30 protein-coding genes and 1 riboswitch are annotated in these 25,515 nt (G+C 38.7%); all 30 genes read right to left on the reverse strand.

Features of this window, described 5'->3' with window-relative positions; translation table 11 throughout:
- Positions 1-9: 9 nt before the first annotated feature.
- The gene (locus tag G7062_RS07550) at positions 10-924 is read right to left on the reverse strand and encodes a hypothetical protein (protein WP_166065301.1); all 915 of its coding nucleotides are present in this window, start codon (positions 922-924) and stop codon (positions 10-12) included.
- 169 nt (positions 925-1,093) lie between these two features.
- On the reverse strand, positions 1,094-1,615 hold the full coding sequence (locus tag G7062_RS07555) for an ECF transporter S component (RefSeq protein ID WP_166065302.1): 522 nt from the start codon (positions 1,613-1,615) through the stop codon (positions 1,094-1,096).
- A 46-nt stretch (positions 1,616-1,661) separates the two neighbouring features.
- A riboswitch (FMN riboswitch) is annotated at positions 1,662-1,776 on the reverse strand.
- 149 nt (positions 1,777-1,925) lie between these two features.
- Complete coding sequence (gene efp / locus G7062_RS07560; RefSeq protein ID WP_166065303.1) at positions 1,926-2,483, reverse strand: elongation factor P; 558 nt, start codon at positions 2,481-2,483, stop codon at positions 1,926-1,928.
- Between the two features lie 2 nt (positions 2,484-2,485).
- Positions 2,486-2,821 (reverse strand): hypothetical protein, encoded by a 336-nt coding sequence (locus G7062_RS07565; protein ID WP_166065304.1) that lies wholly within the window; start codon positions 2,819-2,821, stop codon positions 2,486-2,488.
- The gene (locus G7062_RS07570) at positions 2,811-3,221 is read right to left on the reverse strand and encodes a type II secretion system protein J (RefSeq protein ID WP_166065305.1); all 411 of its coding nucleotides are present in this window, start codon (positions 3,219-3,221) and stop codon (positions 2,811-2,813) included. Before G7062_RS07570 ends, G7062_RS07565 begins: the two co-directional genes overlap by 11 nt.
- 18 nt (positions 3,222-3,239) lie before the next feature.
- Positions 3,240-3,533, reverse strand: a complete 294-nt coding sequence (locus G7062_RS07575) for a prepilin-type N-terminal cleavage/methylation domain-containing protein (protein ID WP_166065306.1) — start codon at positions 3,531-3,533, stop codon at positions 3,240-3,242.
- Positions 3,511-3,804, reverse strand: coding sequence for a competence type IV pilus major pilin ComGC (comGC, locus tag G7062_RS07580; RefSeq protein ID WP_166065308.1), 294 nt, complete (start codon positions 3,802-3,804; stop codon positions 3,511-3,513). Before comGC ends, G7062_RS07575 begins: the two co-directional genes overlap by 23 nt.
- Positions 3,801-4,742, reverse strand: a complete 942-nt coding sequence (locus G7062_RS07585) for a type II secretion system F family protein (protein ID WP_166065309.1) — start codon at positions 4,740-4,742, stop codon at positions 3,801-3,803. Before G7062_RS07585 ends, comGC begins: the two co-directional genes overlap by 4 nt.
- Positions 4,681-5,562: an ATPase, T2SS/T4P/T4SS family gene (locus tag G7062_RS07590; RefSeq protein WP_166065310.1), complete on the reverse strand. Its 882-nt coding sequence runs from the start codon at positions 5,560-5,562 to the stop codon at positions 4,681-4,683. Before G7062_RS07590 ends, G7062_RS07585 begins: the two co-directional genes overlap by 62 nt.
- 42 nt (positions 5,563-5,604) lie before the next feature.
- Positions 5,605-6,228 carry an MBL fold metallo-hydrolase gene (locus tag G7062_RS07595; protein ID WP_166065311.1) on the reverse strand — a complete coding sequence of 208 codons (624 nt, stop codon included), beginning with the start codon at positions 6,226-6,228 and terminating at the stop codon, positions 5,605-5,607.
- A 39-nt stretch (positions 6,229-6,267) separates the two neighbouring features.
- On the reverse strand, positions 6,268-6,417 hold the full coding sequence (gene rpmG / locus G7062_RS07600; protein ID WP_166065312.1) for a 50S ribosomal protein L33: 150 nt from the start codon (positions 6,415-6,417) through the stop codon (positions 6,268-6,270).
- 130 nt (positions 6,418-6,547) lie between these two features.
- Positions 6,548-8,587, reverse strand: coding sequence for a penicillin-binding protein 2 (locus G7062_RS07605; RefSeq protein ID WP_166065313.1), 2,040 nt, complete (start codon positions 8,585-8,587; stop codon positions 6,548-6,550).
- 12 nt (positions 8,588-8,599) lie between these two features.
- A complete protein-coding gene (locus tag G7062_RS07610; protein ID WP_166065314.1) occupies positions 8,600-9,928 on the reverse strand; it encodes a DEAD/DEAH box helicase in 1,329 nt (442 codons plus the stop codon).
- A 1-nt stretch (position 9,929) separates the two neighbouring features.
- Positions 9,930-10,580, reverse strand: a complete 651-nt coding sequence (locus G7062_RS07615) for a class I SAM-dependent methyltransferase (protein WP_166065315.1) — start codon at positions 10,578-10,580, stop codon at positions 9,930-9,932.
- 3 nt (positions 10,581-10,583) lie between these two features.
- Positions 10,584-11,969, reverse strand: coding sequence for an RNA polymerase sigma factor RpoD (gene rpoD, locus G7062_RS07620; protein WP_166065316.1), 1,386 nt, complete (start codon positions 11,967-11,969; stop codon positions 10,584-10,586).
- Complete coding sequence (gene dnaG, locus G7062_RS07625) at positions 11,969-13,729, reverse strand: DNA primase (protein WP_166065317.1); 1,761 nt, start codon at positions 13,727-13,729, stop codon at positions 11,969-11,971. The genes rpoD and dnaG overlap by 1 nt, the downstream gene beginning before the upstream one ends.
- Positions 13,730-13,733: 4 nt before the next feature.
- Positions 13,734-15,110 (reverse strand): glycine--tRNA ligase, encoded by a 1,377-nt coding sequence (locus G7062_RS07630; RefSeq protein ID WP_166065318.1) that lies wholly within the window; start codon positions 15,108-15,110, stop codon positions 13,734-13,736.
- Positions 15,111-15,131: 21 nt separating this feature from the next.
- Positions 15,132-15,830: a DNA repair protein RecO gene (gene recO / locus G7062_RS07635; protein ID WP_166065319.1), complete on the reverse strand. Its 699-nt coding sequence runs from the start codon at positions 15,828-15,830 to the stop codon at positions 15,132-15,134.
- Positions 15,823-16,716, reverse strand: a complete 894-nt coding sequence (era, locus tag G7062_RS07640; RefSeq protein ID WP_166065320.1) for a GTPase Era — start codon at positions 16,714-16,716, stop codon at positions 15,823-15,825. Before era ends, recO begins: the two co-directional genes overlap by 8 nt.
- Positions 16,716-17,111, reverse strand: a complete 396-nt coding sequence (gene cdd / locus G7062_RS07645; RefSeq protein WP_166065321.1) for a cytidine deaminase — start codon at positions 17,109-17,111, stop codon at positions 16,716-16,718. Before cdd ends, era begins: the two co-directional genes overlap by 1 nt.
- On the reverse strand, positions 17,108-17,476 hold the full coding sequence (locus G7062_RS07650; protein WP_166065322.1) for a diacylglycerol kinase: 369 nt from the start codon (positions 17,474-17,476) through the stop codon (positions 17,108-17,110). Before G7062_RS07650 ends, cdd begins: the two co-directional genes overlap by 4 nt.
- Positions 17,451-17,894 carry an rRNA maturation RNase YbeY gene (gene ybeY / locus G7062_RS07655; protein ID WP_166065323.1) on the reverse strand — a complete coding sequence of 148 codons (444 nt, stop codon included), beginning with the start codon at positions 17,892-17,894 and terminating at the stop codon, positions 17,451-17,453. The genes G7062_RS07650 and ybeY overlap by 26 nt, the downstream gene beginning before the upstream one ends.
- A gap of 110 nt (positions 17,895-18,004) precedes the next feature.
- Positions 18,005-18,637, reverse strand: a complete 633-nt coding sequence (gene phoU / locus G7062_RS07660; RefSeq protein WP_166065324.1) for a phosphate signaling complex protein PhoU — start codon at positions 18,635-18,637, stop codon at positions 18,005-18,007.
- 8 nt (positions 18,638-18,645) lie between these two features.
- Positions 18,646-19,398: a phosphate ABC transporter ATP-binding protein PstB gene (pstB, locus tag G7062_RS07665; protein ID WP_166065325.1), complete on the reverse strand. Its 753-nt coding sequence runs from the start codon at positions 19,396-19,398 to the stop codon at positions 18,646-18,648.
- A 1-nt stretch (position 19,399) separates the two neighbouring features.
- Positions 19,400-20,623: a phosphate ABC transporter permease PstA gene (pstA, locus tag G7062_RS07670; RefSeq protein WP_166065326.1), complete on the reverse strand. Its 1,224-nt coding sequence runs from the start codon at positions 20,621-20,623 to the stop codon at positions 19,400-19,402.
- On the reverse strand, positions 20,620-21,552 hold the full coding sequence (gene pstC / locus G7062_RS07675; RefSeq protein ID WP_166065327.1) for a phosphate ABC transporter permease subunit PstC: 933 nt from the start codon (positions 21,550-21,552) through the stop codon (positions 20,620-20,622). Before pstC ends, pstA begins: the two co-directional genes overlap by 4 nt.
- Before the next feature lie 49 nt (positions 21,553-21,601).
- On the reverse strand, positions 21,602-22,519 hold the full coding sequence (locus G7062_RS07680) for a substrate-binding domain-containing protein (RefSeq protein ID WP_166065328.1): 918 nt from the start codon (positions 22,517-22,519) through the stop codon (positions 21,602-21,604).
- Positions 22,520-22,658: 139 nt separating this feature from the next.
- The gene (locus G7062_RS07685) at positions 22,659-23,870 is read right to left on the reverse strand and encodes a cell wall metabolism sensor histidine kinase WalK (RefSeq protein WP_166065329.1); all 1,212 of its coding nucleotides are present in this window, start codon (positions 23,868-23,870) and stop codon (positions 22,659-22,661) included.
- Positions 23,851-24,522, reverse strand: a complete 672-nt coding sequence (locus tag G7062_RS07690; protein WP_166065330.1) for a response regulator transcription factor — start codon at positions 24,520-24,522, stop codon at positions 23,851-23,853. The genes G7062_RS07685 and G7062_RS07690 overlap by 20 nt, the downstream gene beginning before the upstream one ends.
- Positions 24,494-25,477 carry a PhoH family protein gene (locus G7062_RS07695; RefSeq protein ID WP_166065331.1) on the reverse strand — a complete coding sequence of 328 codons (984 nt, stop codon included), beginning with the start codon at positions 25,475-25,477 and terminating at the stop codon, positions 24,494-24,496. Before G7062_RS07695 ends, G7062_RS07690 begins: the two co-directional genes overlap by 29 nt.
- Positions 25,478-25,515 lie beyond the last annotated feature (38 nt).

Genomic DNA, 25,515 nt, shown 5'->3' on the forward strand with positions numbered 1-25,515 from the left:
TCACCTCAATTAAAATGGTAGTTGTGAAACAATCAGTACAAGCACAACGAAAATCGCTAAGAATAACAGTGATAAAACAACATTTAGGAGTCGATTGGTTCGGACCATCGTGTCGTTCATATCATCAATATTTCGTTCTTGATCAATGATCTTGTGTTGTAGTGTTTGTGTTTGCTCCATCAATTCTTTCTTAAATTTTTCTGCATCGAAATCAAACTCAAGTCGATCATCCTCTGCACTGACTTCTTCAATAAAAAGTGGTGCATCATCAAAGATATCTTCATCGATTTCAATCGATTCGTTTTCGGTATCGACATCTCCAAAATCAATACTATCGACGAATGCCATCGGTTGTGTATCTGCATCATCAGGCTCATCAACCATTTCTTGAACTGCCATGGCGATGGTTTGATCCAAATCAAGACTTTCATCGAAGTCTCCACGGAGTGCATTCGCATTAAAAACACGAGTCTCTCCAAGATCAGTTGATACATCTTCAATATCATGAGCCAAGTCAGGATCAACTTGACCAAGCACAGATTTCATTGCGACTTCATCGACAGGTTTTACGACATTAGGAGCAATATTAAGTTCACGAATGATATTCGATTGTGTATTCTCTGTCTCACGATATCCTTTTTTTACATTGTACTCCTTGACTTCATCTAAGAAATCTTTGAGATATGTATTTTCAAAGGTATCAAATGTTTCAGCCACCTTTTCTTCAACTGGCTCAACTTCATGTTGGCGTGCACGCGTTGGTTCTTGATTTGAAACAACAGGTTCCTCCATACGTTTAAACTGATCGTCAATTTGATTCAATCGATTCGCAAAATGCGATAAGTTTGAGTTCTGAATGTCACTCTCTGCGTTTGAAGCTAAAGATTCATGTAAATCTTGATTTTTCTTGACACGAGATTTCATTTTAAGTATCACTCCTTTTGATAAATTATAGCACAGTTTGCAGTTAAATTTACAGTATAATAACGGCACCTATGAATTCTATATCCCCAGCAGTCTAACCTTTAATAGATTATATTAATTTGGCACAAACTGCAATTGTTTTAACAAAAAAGAACATCCGAAGATGTTCTCACTTAATTTTATCTAACATGGGCTTAACCAAATATAAAACGCCCATCAGTATTGCCCCTTTAACAAGATTAAATGGCAAGAATACATTTACAAGCATTGTCAGTGAATCCGCAGATGTCATGCCATAGAGTGGAAATGTAATATAGTAATTTAAAACATGCATTAGCCCTGCAGCAAAGAATATAGTCGCAATGTAAAGCAGCATTTGCTTCAACTTACCTTTGACTGGAATCATCGCGACGGGCAGCATTATTAATACTGCAAAAAAGAAATTCGCTAGTTCTCCTGCAAAATGACCATCTTTTGAAATAAACAAGAGATGAATGATATTCTTAATCAGAGCAACAATAATACCCGGGATTGGTCCCAACATCACTCCAGCTGCAATTACAGGAAAATCACTAAAATCAAATTTCAGTGGCGAACCTGGAATTACGGGAAACTCAAAAAAATAAAACACGATGGCAATCGCTGATAAAAACGATATTTGGACCATGTGTCGAGTACTAATTTTTTTCATATAAATCCTCCTTGTGAAAAAAATGTAATACTCAAGGCGACCATGAAAAAAACTTCTTCCATCCAGACTTTAACTGTCGCCACTGGAATCAAACCAGTTCAACCATACGGCTCGCGGGGTTTACCGCCGATCGGGAATTCCACCCTGCCCTGAAGTACATGACTATTATATTTTAGAACCTATATTATGTCTAGTACTTCACACTGGTTCACCATCTAAAACTTTGAATTTAGCATTCACTTCCATTCAATAACACCATTCTTGATAAACCACTGTGAATTCTCACAAAAAAACTACAGTTTCCTGTAGTTTATGCACGACCAGAATATTTTCCGTCGTTTGAGTTAATAAGAATAACTTCGCCTTCACTAATGAATAATGGAACACGTACTTCATAACCCGTTTCAACAATCGCATTTTTTTGTGCATTTGTTGCAGTATCACCTTTAACTGCTGGTTCCGCTGTTGTTACAACCAAAGCAATTTTTTCAGGAAGGTTTACACCTAAAATTTCGTTTTCAAATTGAATTACTGTTACATCGGAATTTTCCTTCATAAAGTTTAATTCCCATTCCAAACGGTCTTTGGCAATTTCAATTTGTTCGTAGGTTTCTGTATCCATAAAGACAACATCATCACCTGCATCATAGAGATATTGCATTGGTCGTTTTTCGATGTGAGCTTGATCAACTTTATCCCCACCGGTAAACGATAATTCGGTTACTGATCCTGTGCGCATATTGCGAACTTTTGCTTTAATAATCATTTGACGCATCGCAGTTTTATTATGCGATGTATCGATAACTTGGTAAAGGTTCCCTTCAACCAAGATGGACATACCTGAACGTAGGTCGTTAGATGAAATCATAATTAATCCTCCATAGTTTTAAGTTTAAAACTGTCGTCTTCCATTATATCATATTCAAGCCAATATGACATATTTCCAAGAATAGAAACGAAAAGAATATTTTCATACCGGTATGCAATAACGATATTTTGATTAACGACCCATGCATAATATTCACTTCCCAATCGAATTATAGGGAAAATACGCGCTTCAATCGCGATTCTCTGGTCAATAACTTTTAATTTTTGCATGTCATGCATGTAACCGTTATATGCAACCAAAACTGCTTGTGTCCACGATATAAACGTAATAAAGACGGCTAAAACTGAGAGAAGAATAGTCCCTCTTTTAGAACTCATAACACCGCTCCTTTAAACAGTACCGAATTATTTCGGATTTTGCTTCAAACACGGTTACCTCTTCTAACAAAATTTCATACCCAGGACTTTTCACAATCCGATTATCACGCATCATGATCTCAAATACTTCATTATCATAATAGAGCATTAATTTATCGCCAGCATATATAACACAACCCGATCGATTAATCAGCTGTTGGAGTTGCCTTTGAAATATATCATGCTGCTCAATCTGTGGTACAACAGTTCGCGTCATTGTCATGAGGATACTATAGATCAAGAGCATAAGGACAGGGATAATTGCAACAGCTACGAGTGTTTCTAAAAGTGTAAAACCACGCTTATAAGATTCCAGATTATCACCACCATCATTGACAACATTGCCATCGCTATGAGACATTCAATTAATAAAAAACCATCATTCACATCGATACCTCCCAAAACCAAGTTGAATTATGCATGTTTTTCCAAGCACTTCATACGTCCCTGCTCTATTTACGTTCCCATTCGCATTGAACCAAATTCGACTATCATACTTCACTCGCTTCATTTCATACATTGCATTAATTTGAATTGATAAAATCGATGATGGGCGATCTCGGATTACAATTCTAATTGGAACAATAACGAGTAAACTGAATGCTGTAATAATGGCAACAACAATTAAAAGTTCACTCAGTACAAATCCTTTATCGTTTGACTGCTTGGCCATTTGATATTCCGATTGCAGTCCCATCACTACACTGCGTTTGACGTTCGGTGATTAATTGCTCAGACACAAGTTGTGATATGGAATTGGGTATTGCATCATTTTTTAGTTGCCATTGTAAAATCGCCGCATCGACAACCTTGAGTTGTGCATCACACCCCTTATCATTAACGACATTCAGTGTCTTTTGAATGTTTGGCATAGTTAGAAGAAACAAAACAACAATTACTGCCATAACTAATATCATTTCCATAAGTGTAAACCCTTTTTTCATAATACCTCCATTATTTTCATGGGAACCATTAATGCGCTGTAGAATGCAACAACCACAACAATTACAAGAAGATAAATCACCAGTTTGACCTTGTCTGTTTGACGTTTTATCATGCGAGAACATAGTGCCCGACTCATCAAGCAATAGCGTTGTAACATCTCATCAATATTATCTAAGGAATCTGTATAGCGAATTTGTCTACTCAGTGTCATGTCAAAATATGCCGCATCAAAGGCAGTTTGAAATGATTCACCAGATTCTAAATGCGTCAAAACGGCATAGCTCTGCCACTTTTTAATAGAATTAATGTTTAGTTTATTTATCTGTTCTACGCTTTTTTGCCATGGAAGATTTTCATCACGAAGTACCATTAAATCTTCCACAAATGAGAGTGTGCAGATTATCTTTATCAGTGATTGTTTTCGAAACATACCCACACGAATTAGTGGCCATAGTGATTTTCTTAGACATAAAACGGTGCTAAGTATAACTATTAAAAGGAGTAAAGCTGTGATGATCAGTACGAAGATTCTTTGAAATATCCATATAGAGGATACATCCACGCTATAGCCCACAACCATATCGGATATCATCGTACTCAATCCGAGCACATAGAAAATCATCATAGCTATACTTACCATTCCAAGAATCAGTGGATAGACCAATTGTGTTGTACATTCCTTAATGAATTGCTTTTTTACTTCGTTTTGTTTACTAAGCAGTTTTAAAATTATGAAAGGTTCAAGCTGCGTTTCGCACTGCTTATTCAAGAGCAATTGTGTAAGATCTTCTAAACTTGTGAATGAGGTTTTATGGAGTGTGTTAAACTCTGTAATGTCTGCATTAATATTGAGATGAATCACAATCATTTCTAGTTCACTGATAAGCCGCTGTCTTGTCCAATAGTCTTTTAATTGTTTCAATCCCTGCAATTTCATACTCAACAATTACCTCCCCATCTTGATTACGTTTCATTTCTTGATACACAATACCTTTAAGGATTTCAACCATGTCATAAATACTTGCCCCCAAATCCATAAGTCGTCGCAGTGCTTGAATAAGTGAACCAGCATGCATCGTTGCGACCACCAAATGACCACTTAACCCGGCACGAATCAACTCACCAACATCTTCTTCAGAGCGAATCTCACCAAGAATCACTATGTCAGGGTCATGACGCAATAATTGTGTCAAAGGCTCTACGTATGATTTAACCTCTATTTGAATCCAATCACTGTTATAACGTTCCACTGGATTTTCTAACGAATATACTTGGCGCCCCTTCACGGATGACACACAATTAAACAATGTCGTTGACTTCCCACTACCAGTCCGACCCGTAAAAACAATAATACCACTCTCTTCACTCAATAAATGTGAAATTCTATTGCGATCGGACTCTCTGTACACAGACTGTTCAAATGAAGAAATAGCATTTAAGTTTAATATTCGAACAACGCCACTCCTTAAGTCAAAAGATTGAACCGCAGCAAAACGGATATAGTATTCCTTGAAATCGACTACAATCGTGAACACCCCTGTTTGTGCCACTGTCTGACTTAAATCGAAACGAGCCAAATATTTAAGATGGTTGAATATATGAAGTGCATCGTCATCTATAATACGACGCACGGTTTTCTTGTGACTTCTAAATAGAATTTCCTTACGGTCATCACGAATATTAAAATGAATATCACTGACATTCTGTTCGATACTCGCTTGAATCAATTGGTAAACTTTCATTTGTATTTTTTCCATACCTCTAAATACCAATACAATAAAAAAAACCTAACGGATTCGTTAGATTTTTAAGAAACTATTTGATTTGAGTTCTTGTTCTAAAGTGGTGATTTCACCATGCCCAGGATACAACGTAATATCCATACCTGCAAACTCATCAACAAACATTTGTATGGAATCATTCATCACTGCCATGCTTCCCGTTGGTAGATCAGTTCGTCCTATTGTATCCGCAAAGATAAAGTCGCCATCAATGACATCGTCACCAAAAATGTACGAGATCGACCCGCTGGTATGACCAGGTGTCTTTATAATATCAAAGGCAAAGGGTCCAATTTCCATAGGTTCGCATTCAATCGGTGTCGCTTCTGCACGAATGACTACCGATTCCGGCATTTGATTCGATAAATTCGCATTGATATTTTTGAGATAATGAAGTTCCTCGTGATAAATAAAAACAGGACAGTGGTAAATATCAACGATCGCATCTACTCCAGAAATATGATCGAAATGACCATGCGTAAGAATAATACCAACAACATCTTTATCTTCTAATGGTTTCAGTAAACGTTTCGCATCATTGTGAGGATCCAAACAAGGATCAACCACAAGAACTTTATTATCAATTTCTAAATAATAGGTATTGGTTTGAACATACCCCATAACTTGTTTCTTAATTTTCATGATTTATCCTCCAAGGTAGAAAAAAAAGTCGATAGCGACTTATTTTTTTTCTTTATGTAAAGTGTGTTTGCGGTCACGTGGGCAATATTTTTTGATTTCCATACGTTCTAATTGAACTTTTTTGTTACGTGATCCATAGTAATTTTCTTCGCCACATTCTGTACATTTTAAAATAGCTTGAGTTCTCATAATTACCTCCATTTACTAATAGCCTAGACATTATATCATAGTTCTTTTTTAATTCATATACCATTTGTATAGATTTCTATATCATATTTGTGTGATTTCAGTCCCTTTAGAGTACGTATGAGTACTAAATCTAGCGTCCCATATAGTAATCAAGAACCTGTGTACTGACTTCACCACACGAGTTTGTGACTCCTGAATTTCTCTCAGTCGCATGTGAATCTGTTACATTTGTCGGCGCAATACATGCAACGGTAACTCTTGGTTTCTCGTACGGTGCATAGACAATGTACGAATAATTACGAACCATAACGCCATCCAAGTAATCTTGAGCAGTTCCAGACTTCCCAGCTGAAGTGAATTTTTCTGGCATTGTTGCATACCCTTCATCTGATGATATATACAATCGCATTCCTTCTTGAGCAACACGCAAAGATTCAATATCTTCGAGCGTATTCAAGAGTTTGACGGGATTCTCATAAACGGTCTTCTTCGTATTTTGATCCAGTCCCTCAATCACAAATCGCGGTGCAACGCGTTTACCATCGTTGGCAATCGTATTAATGTACTGACTCATTTGTAATGTTGTATAATTATCAAATTGTCCAATCGCAAACTCTAGAAGCGAACCTGGATTGTCTTTATTCCCTTTGAATCCCGTTTCTTCACGGGGATAATCAACTTGTGTAGGAACCCCAAGACCAAACTGGCTGTAATAGTTACGCATCAAATCATACGTTGCAACTGGATCTGGAAATACTAATGGACCATTCTGTATATACTCTGTGTGACCCAATCGAATCGCAACATGGAACATGAAGATATTACTTGATTGCTGCAAAGCAGTCACAGCATTAACATTTCCAATACCTTCTTTCCAAGATTCACGCGGTGGCGTTCCTGAGATGAGCATGGGTGTATCGTAGAAATAGTCGTTTTTTGTGATGGCACCTTCTGTTAAACCTGCATATACTGTAGCAGGTTTAACTGTTGAACCAACTGGGAATGCAGAAATCATTGGACTTTGAATATCATTGTAATAGGTGCCTTTTTCTTTATTGTATTTAATGGCAGCAATTGCAAGGACATCCCCTGTATTGGGATCAGAAACAACCATGTGCATCTGTTCCGCCATTTGACGTCGCGGATCACGACGCACTTCTTCCAATTTGGCTTGAAGGGCTTCTTCCACATATTTTTGAAGGTCGGTATCAATAGAAATTCTTAGATCAACGCCCTTACGCCCTTCTTGGCTTAATTCCATATGGCCACTTGTGCGCTCATATTGTGAATCAACACCTGATAGAAGGCGTTCATATTGCGATTCAAGACCGTAAGTTCCAACTTTATCGTTATTTTGATAACCGATTGCTGTGTAGTATGCTAGCTTTTCAGCAGGAATATCACCCACACTTCCGATTAAATCGGCAATACGAATATCTTTACTGTACTCGCGATCCCATGTCGTTGTATACGAGAAGCCTGGATAGTCCGCAGCATGTTCAGAAATGTAGGCAATTTGTTCATTGGTTGCATCTTCAAGTACCGTTGCGGACTGACCCATTTGGATATTTTGCATTTTAATGAGCATGTTGAAGGTGTCTTTGGATTCTTCTGTTAATGTTGCAAGTTCAGCATCGGTAATCCGTGATTTCTTCAAGTTCTCATATGCTGCTTGTGTAATCTCACCTTTTTCAAGTTGTTTAAATTCCTCATCAGTCACCTTGTCAGGACCATAGTCATTTAAACGCAACCATAAGACCCGTAAGTCATCATCATTTAAGTTATGCTTGACATTAAATTGCTTGGCAAACCGCCCTGCATTCTCCCATTCATCGGAATCGGATATATTACGGGGACGATAATACACAATAACCTTACTGGCTTTATTCGTTACCAAACTTTTCATATTGCGATCGTAAAACTCCCCACGCATTGTAGGAGCATAGATAGGCGGCGTTTGATATTTATCATAAAGCGTCTCGAAATGCTCTGCCTGAAGAATTTGCACGTCGTAAAGACGGTAAATTAATCCCGCCATTATCACAAGGAGCAAACCGATGAATAGTTTGAGGCGGACATTAATTGTTTTATTGATATTCATGTCTTTTTTAAGATGTTCACTGCTACCACTGTAGTCTTTGACTTTATCTTTTCCTTTAGAACTATTCATCAATCAACCTCCTTAAATCGACTCTTTTTCCTTTTGGCGTGCACGGGCACGCTCTTTCTTTTGCTCACGTATTTCGTTGCGAATCATATCGCGACGTTTCTTTTGCATGAGGCTTTCAATTTCCATTTTACGTTTGCGTCGGTATCCAGGTTTTACGGTAACATTCTTACGATGCAAAATCTGTACAACTTCTGGATCTAGTTGTTTGGTACGTTTTTGAATATTGTAGAATGGTCGCACTTCTTCTAATGTACCATCTTTAATACGTTTGTATTCAAAGCTAAATCCTTGTTTCATTAACTTCGCAACAGCACTTTGATCCTTTGGACCTACAATACTAATCGCAAACCCTTCACGACCACTTCGCCCTGTACGCCCTGTACGGTGGGTATAGAAATCAAGATCATGATTTGGCAATCCAGCATTAATAACATGGCTAATTTCAGGAAGGTCAATACCACGCGCAGCCAAATCGGTTGCAACAATGTATTGAACTTTTTTGCTATTAATTCGACTGATAACTTGTTTACGACCACGGTCACTCACATCACCATGAATTTCAACACAATCAATGCCATAGTCACGTAAGTAATTTGCTACTTCAACAGCTTGTACTTTCGTATTTGTAAATACAATCGCAAGGAGTGGATTGATGACACTGAGGACATCCAATACTGCTTCTGGCATGTTACGATGGCGTTGGTTAACCAAGATGTGTTCGATACGTGGTTTTAAGACTTCTTCTTCTGAGACAATCTCGATTGGATTGTTAAGATATTTCTTTACAAATGCGCGCAACCCCTTAGGGATCGTTGCACTATAAAGCATGAAGAGGGCATTGTTTTGAAGTTTTGAGGCAATTCCATCAACTTCTTCTAAGAAGCCATAGTCAAGCATCATGTCAGTCTCATCAACAATTAATGTTTTTACATAGTCCAATCGAAGCACGTTCCATGATAAAATATCGACCAGTTTACCTGGTGTAGAGATTAAAATATGGGGTTGCTTTGAGACTTTCCCATTAAGGCGGGTGTTGTCCATACCTCCGATTGCAAGGTCAATACTAATAAGTGGTTCTATCTCCATAATATCCTTGGAGAATTCAAAGATTTGCATTGCCAACTCACGGGTTGGCGCTAAAATTATTGCTTGTGTTTGCACTAAATTGGGATCAATAAGTTCTAAAATCGCAAAAAGGAAGGCATGGGTTTTACCAGTACCTGTATCAGATTTAACAATTAAATCACGTTTCTTTGAGATTTCTTTGAGGACTTTGCTTTGAACTGATGTCAATTCCTTAAAGTTATTTTTCTCAAAAAGTTTTTTATTGAGTAGATTCATACTAACACTCCTTTCTTACAATTTCAGAAATTATGTCAAATTCTTGGCGTAATGACACATCATGATGATGGATTGTTGCCAAATGTTGCATACGTTCTGTTAAATAATTTCGATAGTCATCATTGATGTTTTTTATCAATACAGGACCTATCACTGCTTCTGTTTCTGTTAAATCGTGTGAATTCCCGTTTTTTTGAATTACAAGTATAGTGACGGGCATTCCTTTATCAATCAAAAAGCGTTCATCAATAATGTTGAAGCCATGGTGTGTTACTTGTTTTCGCAACCATGGGTTTTTAGTATTCGATTGAAGAATGATTGTATCCGTTTCTTTAAACGGATACAATGCAATAATTCCCCAAATGGTTTCCGCGCCCATACCAGCGGCTACGAAGCAATTTGCCTCGCCTTTAAATGGTTCAAGACCATTACCCAGTACAAGCTCACAACGCTCCTCAAAGCCGAATCGTACAAGATTTGCGCGTGCAGCGTCAAGGGGTTGCTTTGCGATATCCAACCCATAGGCAAATGTACAGACATTCTCTTCCAAGCACTTTATGATCAGCAAACCATGATCTGTTCCGATATCCGCAAGACGCGAACCAGTCGGTACAAGTTCATAAATTTGGTGAAGTCGTTTGGATAAGTTCATAATCTATCGTTTATCGACAAAATCACGCAAGCGTTTTGAACGCGTTGGATGTTTTAATTTGCGCAATGCCTTTGCTTCGATTTGACGGATACGCTCACGCGTAACGTTAAACTCTTTACCAACTTCTTCAAGTGTTCGTGTACGGCCATCTTCAAGTCCAAAACGCAAACGAAGTACTTTTTCTTCACGTTCTGTTAAACCTTCAAGGACCATATTGATTTCTTCTTTAAGAAGTTGATTATTTGCATAGTCATCCGGTGATAATGCATCTTTATCTTCAATAAAGTCACCAAGATGTGAGTCATCTTCTTCACCAATCGGTGTTTCCAATGACACAGGATCCAAGGCAATTTTTTGGATTTCTCGTACTTTTTCAGGGGTCATGTTTTCCATTTCCGCAGCAATTTCTTCCGCTGTCGGTTCACGACCTAATGTCTGAACAAGTGATCGTTGAATACGTGTTAACTTATTAATGGTTTCAACCATGTGAACAGGAATACGAATTGTGCGCGCTTGGTCAGCAATGGCACGGGTGATTGCTTGACGAATCCACCATGTTGCATATGTTGAGAATTTAAACCCTTTGGTGTAGTCAAATTTCTCAACAGCTTTAACAAGTCCCATATTTCCTTCTTGGATAAGATCCAAGAACAGCATGCCGCGTCCAACATATTTCTTTGCAATCGAAACAACAAGTCTCAAGTTAGCAGAAATCAGAATACGACGCGCTTCAAGACCGTCATAGTATGTTTGTTCACAGTTATCAATGTAGGCTAGATTTGCTTCATCATCTACGAAGTGGTCTTTCAAGATTTCAAAGATTTCCTCGATTTTGATTGTTTCAAGCAATTCTTCAAACTCTTCATCCGTTGCCTCTTCTGCATAACGTTCGCGGTAGATGTTTATAATAAGTTGACGCGCTTCTTCACCTTCTTGCAATCGACGGGCAATTTCTGGCTCATCTTTGGCATCTAAGAGGTTAACACGACCGATTTCTTTCAAATACATTTTTACAGGATCGTTAATTCGAACAAGGTTTGCACTTGTCAGCTCATTTTCATACGAACTCAGGTCAACTTTATTTAGAGAATCATCAAAAGGTCCTTCACCTTCATCATCTCCCTCGCCGAGGTACTCTTCGGCGACATCATCGGCTTCTTCGTCAATGAGATCTTCTTCAAGAATCTCAGGAACATCGTCTTCACCATCTGATAGAACAATGCTGTTGTCAGCGAACCATTGAAACAGTTCTTCTGTGTCCTCATCACCCAAACTCAAGTGAGCAATTGACTTCTCAACATTTTCATTCAACAACACTTGTTTCTTTTCGAACTCTTTTAAGAAACTCTCTTTTACTTCATCCAGAGTTTTTAACTTTTTACGTGTCATTATCTCTCTCCTTCACGCTTATTACTTCGAATCTGTTTGATTGCTTCTTCAAGCAATCGGGATTGTTCATCAATTTCCATTTTACGACGTCCTTCATCCTTAAGGCTTCCAATTCCAAGTCTTAAGAGTTCGCGTCGTACCAAATCAATGTTTTGTTGTAAGCTCATGCGGTCAAACTCACCCATGATCTCACTTGAATCAATTTCTAAAGCGAATTGTCTCATTTTATCATGAATATCAAGTGATAAAATATCGGCAATTTGTATTGTTTCTTGAACACGATAGCGATCAAGAATGACCATCGCGAAATCTGTCGCAAGATCTGAGACAAGAAATCCCAATTGATCACGATAGATATGCGCCGCTTCTTTTGAACCTAACATTTGCTTTAAGATTGCCCGTTCTGGTAATATCACATCAAAGTGATTGCTTGTTTCTATAACAAGTTTGCCAGGGTTTGCTCGAGGAATCTCGGTTGTAACCTTGTTTTGTAGCTGTTGTGATAAAACGCCAACATCGAAGTTTGTTTTCTCTGCTAATTTTTTGAGGTAGTAACTTTGTGTTAATTCATCTTCTGTACGAAGATAATCAATCATAAACTCAACCACCCGTTTGCGCTTATCAAACGATTCTAAACCATAATTTCCGATTGCATAGCTCATCACAAAGTCGAGCCAATTGGTGCGATCTTCAATGCCTTTTTTTACGACATCTTCGCCCAATTTCCGTACGGCGTCGTCAGGGTCAAGACCGCTATCATTATACCATATCGACACAGTACATTGTTCTTGACGCAATTTCTTACCAATATTGAACGTCGCCTCAAGCCCTGCACGGTCACCGTCAAATGCTAACACAATATTGGAACTGCATTGCTTTAATAGACGAATTTGTTGTGGGGTACACGCAACACCAAGCATTGAGACAACATTATTAATTCCAACTTTAGTAAAGGCAATCGCATCGGTTACACCTTCTGTAACCAAGACATAACCCTCTTTTCGGGACGCGTCCTTGGCATTGTGGAAGTTGTAAACTGTATTTCCCTTAACATAGGTCTCTGTTTCTGAAGTATTAATATACTTTACGGAATTTGAATCACTCAGTGCACGCGCACTGAATCCAATTGGATGCCCATAGGGATCAAAAATTGGAAACATAATACGATTGTAAAAAACATCCCTGAGCCCATCATCACTCATCCGCGATAAATCCGCACGAATGAGTTCCTCTTCTGAGAAACCTTTTGCAATTAAAAAGTTTGTGATCTGATTGTTGCCAAATGCAACACCAATTCCAAATTTTCGAATAAGTTCTTGGTTGTAGCCACGTTCTTCTAACTTGACCATTGCTTCTTGACCATCTTTTGTAAAAAGTTGGAACTCAGTGAATTTCTGCGTTTCATCCAAAGCCTCAAGAAGTCGTTTCTTCTCTTCATTAACAGGAGCAGTTGTCGTTGATTCATACTCTGAAAGATCAATATTGACACGCGATGCGGTCTTAATCACAGCTTCGATAAAACTAACCTTTTCAAAATTTTCTACAAACGAGAACACATTACCGCCTGCGCCACAGACAAAGCACTTATAAATTTGTCGGTCTGGGGATACGGACATTGATGGATCATGATCGTTATGGAAAGGGCAAACACCCCAATAATTCTTACCCTTTTTGGTTAACGTCATATAGTTTGAAATTGTATCAACAATGTCGCTTTTAGCGCGAACATCATTGATTAAAGCCTCTGGCATTCGCCGCATGCTATCACCCGTATATTTCTTTATGCATCAGTGCTTTCGCTTCATCAATACTTACACGTTTTTGTTCCATTGAATCACGGAAACGTATTGTAACTTGGTTGTCTTCAAGGCTGTCAAAATCAACAGTGATACAGAATGGTGTTCCAATCGCATCTTGTCGACGGTATCGTTTTCCAATACCTTGTGTTTCATCGAATTCACATACGAAATCGTTGATGAATTCATGCATGACTTCCGTTGCTTTTTCCGATAATTTCTTTGAAAGTGGCAAAATTGCAACTTGAACTGGAGCAACTTTTGGTGAGAAACGCATAACAATTCGTTTATCGTCATCACCAAGAGCTTCTTCATCATATGCTTCACACATCAATGCAAGCATCAAACGCTCAACACCCAATGAAGGTTCAACAGTATAAGGGATATATTTTTCGTTTGTTTCGGGATCATGGTATTCCATACTTACTTTGGAGTGTTCTTGATGTTGTTTGAGGTCAAAATCAGTTCTATCTGCGATTCCCCATAACTCATCAAATCCCCATGGATAACGATATTCAATATCTGATGTTGCCACGGAATAATGTGATAGTTCTTCAGCATCATGCTCACGCATACGCAAGTTTTCTTTATCAAGACCCAATCCATACAACCAGTTCATTGCAAAGTCTTGCCAGTAAGCATACCATTTCATATCTTCACCGGGTTTGACAAAAAATTCCAACTCCATTTGTTCAAACTCTCGTGTTCTAAAAATGAATTGACCGGGTGTGATTTCATTTCGGAATGACTTTCCAATTTGCGCAATACCAAATGGCAGCTTTTTACGCGATGAACGTTGCACATTACGATAGTTTACAAACATACCTTGAGCCGTTTCTGGGCGCATGTAAATTGTGCTTGCAGTATCTTCGTTAACACCTTGGAACGTTTTAAACATTAAGTTAAACTGACGGATTGAAGTGAAGTCATGACCACCACATTTTGGACATGGAATCTTGTGTTCTTCAATATACGCTTCCATTTCTTTATTTGTCATAACACCTGCATTAATTTCAACATCACTGAACTCTTCAATAAGCTTATCAGCACGATGGCGTGTATTGCACAAACGGCAATCCATGAGGGGATCGTTAAAGGTATCCAAGTGTCCACTTGCCTTCCAAACTTGAGGATTCATCAGAATTGCCGATTGAATTCCAACGTTGTATGGATTTCGAGAGACAAACGACTGCCACCAAAGACGTTTTACATTCTCTTTAAGTTCAATCCCTAGAGGACCAAAATCCCATGTATTTGCAAGACCGCCGTAGATCTCGCTCCCTTGAAAAACAAAACCCGAGGTTCTAACATGGTTTACTACTGTTTCAAAATCAAATTTTTTCATAATATCACCTTTCAAATTTCCTTACATACCACTGATTAACTTCCAACTATTAAAACGATAATCACCGTGGTACTCAAGGTACTTAACCAATCTCTCGAGTACCGGAGTGAGTTCTATCGTTTCAAGAAATGCATCAATTTCCGCTCCGATGAACAAGCCTTTCATCGCCAACAAGAGTTCTTTCGAATCCTTGACATAAGCCGGACTGTGCATCGTACAGAGATAACCACCTCTCTCGATAGAAAACGTATTAATATGCTGAGAGCCACAGACTACACATCCTGAGATATCAGGAGTAAAGCCTTGGTGTTTAATAATTCCAACAATAAATTCAATCATTGCTTTCATTAAGTTATTACTAGAGAACAACAACGCGATGTGATCATAAAAATAGAAATGAGCACTTGGGTCGTATGTACGAACTGTAATTTCACTGGCTAACGACATCATCATTAACCACTCCAAGTCCGTACGTTGATGTAAATATCCTTCAATCAATTCGCCATTCAGAATGCGATTCAAACGATTCTCTTGAAAATTGAATCGGTAACGAACCTGTGAAAACTCCAAACCCAAACTTCCTTGCTTACTTTTCGGTTTATAGTAGCCGGGTAATACAAAGCGTATGAGCCCATATTCTTTTCCAAGAAAATGAACCATACAATCGTGTTCTCGGTAAGGTGTCGTGGATATCACGAAGCCTTCATCACTGTTATTCATACTCTGTTTCAACATAACCCAATTGATTTAGCATTCGACTGCGGTTACGCCAGTTTTTCTCAACCCGAACAAATGTTTCCAAATAAACACTTTCGCCTATGATTGTTTCTAATTCTTCGCGGGCACGAAGCCCAATTTCACGAATCATTTTCCCTTGTTTTCCAATGATAATCCCCTTTTGTGAATCACGATCCACAAGGATAACAGCATTAATGAGCGTCGAGTTTTTCTTTTTAACGATTCGCTCAATTGTCACCGCAATAGAATGCGGAATTTCTTCCTCTGTCAATTGCAAGATTTTCTCACGAATAATTTCTGCATAAATAAACTGTTCGGGATAGGCACTGACTTGGTCTTTAGGATAGTACATCACGCCATCTTCCATATAGTTCAATGTTACTTCCAAAAGTTTGTCAATATTGTCATCCTGCAATGCAGATATTGGAATGATTTCTGTAAATTCGAAATCAATGTATGACGCAATCTTCTCAAGCAAGGCTTGCTGATTCATTTGATCAACCTTGTTGATGATTAGAAATACTGGTATTTTCAGTTTGCGGAGTCGATCGGTTACGAATTGATCCCCTTTTCCAAAAGGTTCTGTCCCATCGATAATATAATAAACGACATCCACACCTTTGAAGTGAGCATATGAGGTACTATTCATTCGCGAACCAAGCTCATGCTTTGGTTTATGAATCCCTGGCGTGTCAATAAACACCAATTGATATTCCTCTTCTGTGAGTACACCGATGATGGCATCACGCGTTGTTTGTGCTTTATCCGACACAATGGCAATTTTTTGACGAACAAGTCGATTGATAAGTGTTGATTTCCCAGCATTTGGGCGTCCAACAATTGAAATAAATCCTGATTTAAAATCCACTACTTTAAGTCCTTCTTTCCAAACATCAATGGTAATAATGCTTTCATGTTTGTTGTCATGTTTTCAGTTCCGTTTGATAAATATATTGGGGTATCTTCATGTAACAACTCTGAGAGCACTTGGCGACAGATTCCACATGGTCCTGCCAACAACTCGCCATCCGTTACAATCGCAATCCCAACGATATCGTCCACACGGTATCCATGTGAGTAAGCAGCAAATATTGCGGAACGTTCGCCACAGTTTGTTGCTCCATACGATGCATTCTCAATGTTTGCACCAATAAAATCATGACCATCTTTTGTACGTAGGCATGCACCAACGTGATAATTTGAATACGGTGCATACGCATTATTCATAGCCTCAAATGCTTTTGTTACTAGTTCATCTTTCATAAGATTCTCCCTGCTAAAATTATAAGTGCGACAACAATCGCATAAATTGCTGCCAGTAAGACTGCCGCAGCGGCAATGTCTTTGATTTCTTTAACATGCAAATCGTACTTCTGAATTAACAAATCACAGACATCCTCGATTGCTGAATTCAAGAATTCAGTGATAAGAACAACAAATATTGCACTGACGATAAATAACCATTCTACTGCATTCAAGCTCAAGAAACTAAATACAACTACCGTAATAACTGCAAGAATAACTTGAACCAAGATACTGCGATCATAGAGCAATCCCGCCTTGATGCCTACAAACGCTGAATGGAATTTCTTAACGGTGCGCTTAGCTGTCTTTTCGAGCGATGCCATCAAGGATATCCTTCTGTAGTCCAAACATTACTGTTTCTTCTTCTGGAGTATGGTGATCATACCCAAGAAGATGGAGATATCCATGAGCGACCAGAAAACAAAATTCACGTTTTAAGGAATGACCATAGTCTTCAGCTTGGCGGCGGATTGCATCAACACTGATAATAATATCACCCATCATAAATGTTTCCTCTTCATAACTGCCGTCTTCAAAGCTTAATACATCAGTTGGACGATCGATATTGCGAAAATCTTTATTCATTTGATGAATTTCCGTGTCATTTACCAGGACAACATTCACCGTAACATTTTCGTCTGTATCGGTCATTTCCAATGTTTTCGCTAAAATAGGCGATAAATAGCGCTTGTATGAGCGCCATGAGTCTTCTGAACTATTATTTAAATAGTTGATTTGCATAATTATCACATCCTACCCTATTATACCATAGCCACAGCGACTTTTTACATCTAAAAACACGAACAATTGACCACTTGCACGGACAATAAAAAAAGAGAAGTTTCCTTCTCTTAGCCAAAATCAACATGTTGCCCTTTGGCAATATAAATTACTTGTTCACAAATGTTCTTTGCATGATCCCCCGCACGTTCAATATTGCGTAAGATTGCTGTAATCTCAATTGGAAACTTTCCTTGTTTTTCGGCATCATCAACAAACTTGTGCATGACTTTTTTGAACGCTTGATCCAGATTGTCATCAAGTTCAGCAGCTTCGTATGCTTTTTTAATATCTTGTGTTTTCAAGACATTGAGCACTTCATCGAAGTTACCCAAGAAGATGTTTCCTAACTCTGTAATTTCATCATTCAAGAAGTCTTTTTCAATGTGATTCTTGACAACGAATCGACCAATGTTCTTTGCATAGTCTCCAATGCGCTCTAAATCTGTCGCAATCTTAATGCCACCAACCAACAAACGTAAGTCTTTGGCAACCGGCTGCATAAGTGAAAGCGTTTGGATTGCAAGGTCATTGATGCTTTCATCCATATCATTGATGTATTCATCTTTTTCAATGATTTGGAGTGCTTTCTCTTTATCATCTTCTTTAAGCGCCTCAATCGCCAGCGCCATTGAACGACGCACACGAGCTGCCATGTCAAAGAGCTCACTCTCAAATTCGATCATTCTGTCTTCAATTCTCATAGTTTCTCCTATCCGAATCTTCCGGTAATGTAGTCTTCTGTTCGCTGATCCTTCGGTGTATGGAACAGAACCTTTGTCTCATCATATTCCACAATCTCTCCAAGCAAGAAGAATGCAGTCATATCACTGATACGTGCCGCTTGTTGCATCGAGTGCGTTACAATAACTATAGTATAATCTTTTTTTAGTGCAACAATCAATTCTTCAATCTTCGCCGTCGCAATCGGATCAAGCGCCGATGTCGGCTCATCCATAAGAATAACCTCCGGCTTTAACGCAATTGCACGTGCGATACACAAACGTTGTTGTTGACCACCTGACAAACGAAGTGCTGATTGGTGTAAGCGGTCTTTGACTTCCTCATACAATGCTGCTTGTTCCAGTGCTTCTCTAACAACTTGATCAAGAATTTTGCGGTCTTTAACGCCTTGCACGCGGAGTCCATAGGCAACATTGTCATAAATACTCATTGGAAAAGGATTGGGTTGTTGGAATACCATTCCTACCTTGGTTCGCAAATCAACAACATCTGCCTTGGGATCAAATATATTTTGTCCATTGAACGATACATTCCCAGTGATTCGACAATTGGGTATCAAGTCATTCATGCGATTAAAGGTTCGTAAGAACGTAGACTTCCCACATCCAGATGGACCAATAAATGCTGTAACTTTTTGCTTTTTAATGTTGATGGATAAATCCTTTAAGGCTTGATTATCGCCATAGAACAAATCCAAATTACTGACTTCAAAACTATTCATACTAGATACCTAACTTTCTATCAAGACGTTTACTAAAGAGTTTCACTGATACATTAAGGATTAATACTAAGATTAAAATGATAATTGAAATGGCACTGGCAAGTTCGAAGTTTGGTTGTTCATGACTCATTACCGTCCATATATGAACCGCTAATGTGGTACCACCTTGTGTGATACGCGGTGCATCATTAATAAATGTCCCCATTGTATAGATAAGTGCTGCAGATTCACCAATAATACGACTGACAGCCAAGAGAATGGCGGAAAGGATTCCCGGCAGTGCAGACGGTAATATAACCTTAAATATCGTTTGTGTTTGACTTGCTCCTAAAGATAATGATGCCGATCGATAATCTCTTGGAACAACTAACAACGACTCTTGAACCGAACGAATAATGACCGGAAGCAAAACAACTGCCATTGTCAATCCACCCAAAAGAATACTGAGTCCATTCACATTAAAGAACGCCGTTATTGGATACAACACAACTATCCCCATTAACCCAAAGACGATACTTGGAACCCCCGCTAACATTTCAATGCAGCGTTCGATGAATTGATTGAATTTATTCGGACGCGCTATTTCCGTCAAATAGATTGCCGCGAAAATTCCTAATGGTAATGCAAAGAGTAAAGAGATAAATATAAGTTGAATGGTCGCAATGAGAGAACCCCAGATTCCACCACCCGGTGTTTTGAAATACAAGGATGAGAGATGGCTTGTTGTATCCATTTTCATCACCAACGATTCGGCTTGATCACTAAATATTGTTCCCATGCTTACAATTGTTCCAGTCTCATTGACCGCTTCTATTTTTTCAATCTGATCTCCAACATTAATCGTGAACACTTCACCATAACCTTCACCTTTTGTAGCATTTGTAGAAGCATTGAAGATTGAATCTTCGGCGATGTAACTGACCCGAATCAGACGTTTCTTTTCATGACTAATTTCATCTGAGAAACCAATCCCATATTTGCTACTAAAAACGACTGTCTCATCCAAATGTTCTGGACGCGTAAATGAACCAGAATCACCGCCCGCCCATTCAACAAGATAGTTCTTTGACCAATAATTATTGGTCAGCATTTCAAGACTTAATGACCCTTTCCCACGAATCACAACAAACGCAAAGATTGCAACGAGAATTATCAATGTCATTGAGGAAGCAAGATAGGTGAATGCATTTGCAATCCCATCTTTGATGCGACGTGCTTTTGTCATTGTCCTTCTGCCCCCACTTTCTTCTTAATGCGATGAATTACAAGATTGGAAATCAGAATTGTAATCATTAAAACAATCCCAACACTAAAGCGAATATCATAATCTACGCCCGTCGTCTCTTTCAGACCTGAAAGCATGGTTGATGTTAAGGTACGCGTGATGTCAAATGGGTTCCAAGTTGGCCCCATTGGTTTATTACCTGCAACCATCGACACCGCAGTAGCTTCACCAAATGCACGAGCAAGTCCTAAGATAAGCCCGGCAAAAATCCCTGATTTCGCGGATGTTAAGACAACTTTGAAGTTTGTTTGTGTTTTCGAAGCGCCCAAAGCAAGCGACCCCAACTCAAGTTCAGGTTTTACTGCTTTGATTGCAACAATTGAAAGTGATGTCATTGTTGGAATAACCATGATTGCAAGAAGAATTACTACCGCCAACATCGAACGACCACCAAATGTTGAATAACCAAACAGTTGCGCTACATTATCAACCCATCCAACGATAATTCCTGATGCAAAAACCCCATAAACAACCGACGGAATTGCCGCAAGCAATTCAATGACTGTTATGAAGATTTTGTCCAACGGTTTCGGCGCAATTTTAACAATAAATAATGCCGTCAAAACTGAGATTGGAAATGCAATCAACATTGCAAGGAATGCCGTTACGATTGTATTAATAACAATAAAGAGCACCCCGTAGATTTTCTGATCGCTACGCCACAGAAAGCCTGTCATGAACTCCCAGAAATTAACCTGGTCGGGTCCATAACTTGGTAAGAAAACCGAAATTCCTTTTTGGAAAATAAAGATAAAAATAAAGATAATCATGGAAGCTGCCACGATTCCGGCAAGTTTAAACAACGAACGGAAAATAACATCAATTATTTTCTTTCGTTTTTGATATGATTGTGACCACTGAGTATTCATACTAAAATCCCTTCTATTCGATACGCAAAAAGCTTAGCGGATGCTAAGCCTATTTAACGTCTCCCCATGTTTTCGCTTTACCACTGAAGATTTCCACGAGTTGAGCAGCTGTTAAGCTTGTAACGCTTGTATTTGATTCAGGAACAACAACGACGACCGCATCTTTTGCGTATACACCGGATTGTAAACCTGCATCGACTGTTTCTTCTGATTTGAATGAGCGTGATGCAAAGCCAATATCAATTGCATTAGCACCATCTTTCTCACCGCCAAGAACACGTTTGAATCCATCTCCTGATCCCGTGTGATTTGGTTCGTATTTGAAGTTTCCAGCCATCGGAATGAATGATTCAATTGCAGCTGTCAATGTCTTTTCAACAGATGTTGATCCACCCGTTTTAAGAACGATTGCACTGTTATCTTGTTCTACAATAGGATGGTTAACTTTGAGTTCTGCCCATGGTTTCCCTTGTTCAACATCAACAATACCACCTGCTGCGAGGACAATTTGACGACCCTCTGTTGAGTTTACGAGATAATCCAAGAATGCAACCACAAGCGCTTCTTTGTCTTCTGAACCAAAGTCACCTGCAGCACGTGTTACATAAGAGAATGGACGGGCAAGTTTGTATGTCCCATCATTAACAGTTGCAACGGATGGCACAACACCTTCGTATGAAACAGGTGTGAGCTTGTTAGCAGCAAAGTCAGTAGTTAGTGATACATAGCCAATCCCCGCCGGGCTTGCACTCACTTGATTTGCCATATCACCATTTGATGATGTTTCAGCACTGTTACTCGTTAGTGCTTCTAACTTGATGATGCTTTCAAACGCTTCACGTGTTCCTGAAGAACCATCACGCGTATATACTTTAATTTCATTGTCTGTTGGTTTTGTTTCCCCACCACCTGCGGAACATCCAACAAGAACTAATAATGCGACAAGACCGCTTAATAACCTTTTCATTAATAATCCTCCATGCAGTATCTTTCTGCTATGGTAATCATAGATTATTTGATTGTAAATTAAATCAACACACCGTTAATTGTTTGTTAACAAAAAGTAACAATTCCCACAATAGAAAAACTGTACGATTCCGCACAGTCTATTCTTGGTTTAATTCAATTGTAAATGTCGTTCCTTCATTCTCTTTACTGGTTACAGATATTGTCCCCTCATGAGCTTCGATGATTGATTTAGAAATTGCCAATCCTAGCCCGCTTCCACCACTGTCACGTGCTCTGGAAGTCTGACCTCGATAGAATCGCTCAAACAAGTGCGGCAGAATTTCTGGTTTGACACCCGTACCATCATCAATAAATTCAATTGTTACTTTATGATTACCTGTACTGCAATTGATTTGAATCTTTCCATTCTCAGCATAATTGATTGCGTTGTTAAAGAGATTCAAAAATACTTGACTCAATCGGAATTGATCTGCTTGAACTTCTAAATTTGAAGCACAGTTAATAACAACTTCAATATTCGCTTGATGAAGTTCTTGGCGGCGTTCGTAAACAAGACCATCAAAGAACTGTTTCAAATTAAAAACCGTTTTCTCTAAATACACTTGATTGGCGCGCAGTTTTGATTGCAAAAGCAAATCTTCAACAATTTTATCGAGCCGGTTGTTCTCTTTCTTAATTTGACCCAAGAATTCAACTTCAGTTTCTTTATCGTCAAAACCTTCTCGTGTCAATATCTCTATCATGCCTTTAATTGAAGTAATCGGCGTGCGAAGTTCGTGAGATGCATCTGCAATAAATCGTTTTTGCATTTTTTCACCCTCAACGACACGGGTAACATCTTGAAAAATAAGCATGCATCCGTTATAGCGGTTCCCCTCCGCAACTAACGGAATGGAAAGTACTTGGAAGTCGATATCTTTGTAGTTGAACTGTCGCACAAATTGTTTCTCGTTCAAAAATGCATCCAGAAGTATTTGACGTATTGGTGAATCAATATGAACATCATAGACATCCTTGGATTCTATCTCAATCAATTGATCAAAATATTGATTGCTGACTTCAAAATCCCCTTTTTGGTTAATATAGACAAGGGGTGAAGGAATTGCATTAATCAATTTAACGAGCTTATCGAATGCGTCATCCGCACGGACATTGGCCTCAACTTTTTCAATTTCAGCCTTTTTCTTAGCAAAATGAAGGGCATCATTCTGTTTGTAGTGATTGACAATCCAAATGATAATTTGACATGCAATCAACAAGACGATGGTCGCAGTATTTCGAACCATTAAAGCTAAAATTGAAAAAAAAGCAAAGACAACAATTTGAAAACTATTCTCTTTTCGCAACATAACCCACTCCTCTCAAGGAATTTATCCTTACACTCGACGACTCCAATTTGTTACGCAGTTTAAACACGTGTACATCAACAATACGCGTATCCCCATCATAATCATAGTTCCAAATTTCTGTCAGAATTTGATCACGAGATAGTACAATGTTTTCATTTTGAAGCAAGTACACAAGTAAATCAAATTCTTTCTTTGTCAGTTCAACCGTTTCATCCCCAATACTAACACGGTGTTCATCAAGAAAAATCCGTACATCGCCCACTTCAATAAGGTGACTTTGCGCTTGGATTATCGCACGACGCAAGTGGGCTTTGATCCGTGCAGTCAATTCACGAGGAGAAAACGGTTTGGTAAGATAATCATCAACACCTGCCTCAAACGCCTCAAGAATATCACTCTCTTCGTCTTTAGCCGTGAGCATAATTAAAATTGCATCAATACCATCTTTACGAAACGACTCTACCAACTCTACTCCAGAGTAATACGGTAGCATCCAATCGATGATAATGACATCATACTTATTTGCTTTCGCAAACTCCATACCTTCTCTGCCATCACGGGCAGAATCTACTTCAAAATCCATTTGACGCAAGTCGTAACGTAACAACCTACGAATGCCTTCCTCATCTTCGATGATTAGAATTTTCTTCATTATTGCGATCCCCTTCTGCAAATTTCTTCAGAATCTTAATTACTAATGGGTGACGGACAACATCTGTGTGTGTCAGCTTTACAAAAGCAATTTCATTAATCCCCTGTAAATATTCATGTGCTACCTTTAAACCGGATAGTTGGTGACGCGGCAAATCAATTTGATCGACATCCCCTGTAATTATCATTTTCGAATTGCGGCCAAGACGTGATAAGAACATCATCATCTGGGCCTTCGTTGTATTTTGCGCCTCATCAAGAATAACCACAGCATCATCCAGTGTACGCCCACGCATATACGCTAAAGGCGCAATTTCAATAACGCCTTTATCTATGTAACGTTGCGTACGTTCGGGCGAGAACATATCATCAAGTGCGTCATAGAGCGGTCGCAAATACGGATCCACTTTTTCCTTTAAATCACCCGGTAGAAATCCGAGGTTCTCGCCTGCCTCTACTGCAGGTCGCGTCAGAATAATCTTTTGGATTTCATTTTTCTTCAATTGTTCTGCAGCATAACACACCGCAAGGTATGTCTTACCCGTACCAGCAGGTCCAATAGCAAATGTCATATCATGCGATTTCATACTATCGATTAATTGTTTCTGCCCCAATGTTTTTGCGCGCACTGGCTTACCATTAAAGGTACGTGTAAGCAATTCGTCCATGACTTCAATGAATCGGTGGGTTTTACATTCATCAACAAGTGAGAATAAATAATCAAGATCTTGATTATCAATGTGTTGGTAACGTACCGCAACTTCACTTGCCAGTTCCAAGAACTGCAATGTATGTTCCACATCTTCTTCCAATCCCGTTACTTCCAATACATCACTTTTTTCATTAATGCGTACTTTATATTTTTTTTCTACTTCATGAATTGTTTTACTTTCAATACCAACGAGTTGTTGATAGGTTACATTTCTTTCTTTCAAATCAAAATTACGAGTTGTCAATGTGAACCCTCCTTAATAATGAATATATCATAACATAA

The organism is Erysipelothrix sp. HDW6C (genome assembly GCF_011299615.1).
Taxonomy (GTDB): Bacteria; Bacillota_I; Bacilli_A; order Erysipelotrichales; family Erysipelotrichaceae; genus Erysipelothrix.

Coding starts and splice junctions, on each gene's coding strand:
- cdd (WP_166065321.1), bottom strand. CDS start 17,111: ATGAAAGATGAACTAGTAACAAAAGCATTTGAGGCTATGAATAATGCG.
- rpmG (WP_166065312.1), bottom strand. CDS start 6,417: ATGAGAACTCAAGCTATTTTAAAATGTACAGAATGTGGCGAAGAAAAT.
- G7062_RS07585 (WP_166065309.1), bottom strand. CDS start 4,742: ATGAAATTGCAGGGATTGAAACAATTAAAAGACTATTGGACAAGACAG.
- pstB (WP_166065325.1), bottom strand. CDS start 19,398: ATGAATAGTTTTGAAGTCAGTAATTTGGATTTGTTCTATGGCGATAAT.
- G7062_RS07690 (WP_166065330.1), bottom strand. CDS start 24,522: ATGAAGAAAATTCTAATCATCGAAGATGAGGAAGGCATTCGTAGGTTG.
- G7062_RS07565 (WP_166065304.1), bottom strand. CDS start 2,821: ATGAGTTCTAAAAGAGGGACTATTCTTCTCTCAGTTTTAGCCGTCTTT.
- G7062_RS07685 (WP_166065329.1), bottom strand. CDS start 23,870: ATGTTGCGAAAAGAGAATAGTTTTCAAATTGTTGTCTTTGCTTTTTTT.
- G7062_RS07555 (WP_166065302.1), bottom strand. CDS start 1,615: ATGAAAAAAATTAGTACTCGACACATGGTCCAAATATCGTTTTTATCA.
- G7062_RS07630 (WP_166065318.1), bottom strand. CDS start 15,110: ATGAAAAAATTTGATTTTGAAACAGTAGTAAACCATGTTAGAACCTCG.
- G7062_RS07650 (WP_166065322.1), bottom strand. CDS start 17,476: ATGGCATCGCTCGAAAAGACAGCTAAGCGCACCGTTAAGAAATTCCAT.
- G7062_RS07615 (WP_166065315.1), bottom strand. CDS start 10,580: ATGAACTTATCCAAACGACTTCACCAAATTTATGAACTTGTACCGACT.
- G7062_RS07570 (WP_166065305.1), bottom strand. CDS start 3,221: ATGTCTCATAGCGATGGCAATGTTGTCAATGATGGTGGTGATAATCTG.
- G7062_RS07595 (WP_166065311.1), bottom strand. CDS start 6,228: ATGAAAATTAAGAAACAAGTTATGGGGTATGTTCAAACCAATACCTAT.
- rpoD (WP_166065316.1), bottom strand. CDS start 11,969: ATGACACGTAAAAAGTTAAAAACTCTGGATGAAGTAAAAGAGAGTTTC.
- G7062_RS07590 (WP_166065310.1), bottom strand. CDS start 5,562: ATGGAAAAAATACAAATGAAAGTTTACCAATTGATTCAAGCGAGTATC.
- G7062_RS07550 (WP_166065301.1), bottom strand. CDS start 924: ATGAAATCTCGTGTCAAGAAAAATCAAGATTTACATGAATCTTTAGCT.
- G7062_RS07605 (WP_166065313.1), bottom strand. CDS start 8,587: ATGAATAGTTCTAAAGGAAAAGATAAAGTCAAAGACTACAGTGGTAGC.
- G7062_RS07610 (WP_166065314.1), bottom strand. CDS start 9,928: ATGAATCTACTCAATAAAAAACTTTTTGAGAAAAATAACTTTAAGGAA.
- ybeY (WP_166065323.1), bottom strand. CDS start 17,894: ATGCAAATCAACTATTTAAATAATAGTTCAGAAGACTCATGGCGCTCA.
- dnaG (WP_166065317.1), bottom strand. CDS start 13,729: ATGCGGCGAATGCCAGAGGCTTTAATCAATGATGTTCGCGCTAAAAGC.
- pstA (WP_166065326.1), bottom strand. CDS start 20,623: ATGACAAAAGCACGTCGCATCAAAGATGGGATTGCAAATGCATTCACC.
- G7062_RS07575 (WP_166065306.1), bottom strand. CDS start 3,533: ATGGCCAAGCAGTCAAACGATAAAGGATTTGTACTGAGTGAACTTTTA.
- efp (WP_166065303.1), bottom strand. CDS start 2,483: ATGATTTCATCTAACGACCTACGTTCAGGTATGTCCATCTTGGTTGAA.
- recO (WP_166065319.1), bottom strand. CDS start 15,830: ATGAATAACAGTGATGAAGGCTTCGTGATATCCACGACACCTTACCGA.
- comGC (WP_166065308.1), bottom strand. CDS start 3,804: ATGAAAAAAGGGTTTACACTTATGGAAATGATATTAGTTATGGCAGTA.
- phoU (WP_166065324.1), bottom strand. CDS start 18,637: ATGAGAATTGAAGACAGAATGATCGAATTTGAGAGTGAGCTCTTTGAC.
- pstC (WP_166065327.1), bottom strand. CDS start 21,552: ATGAATACTCAGTGGTCACAATCATATCAAAAACGAAAGAAAATAATT.
- G7062_RS07680 (WP_166065328.1), bottom strand. CDS start 22,519: ATGAAAAGGTTATTAAGCGGTCTTGTCGCATTATTAGTTCTTGTTGGA.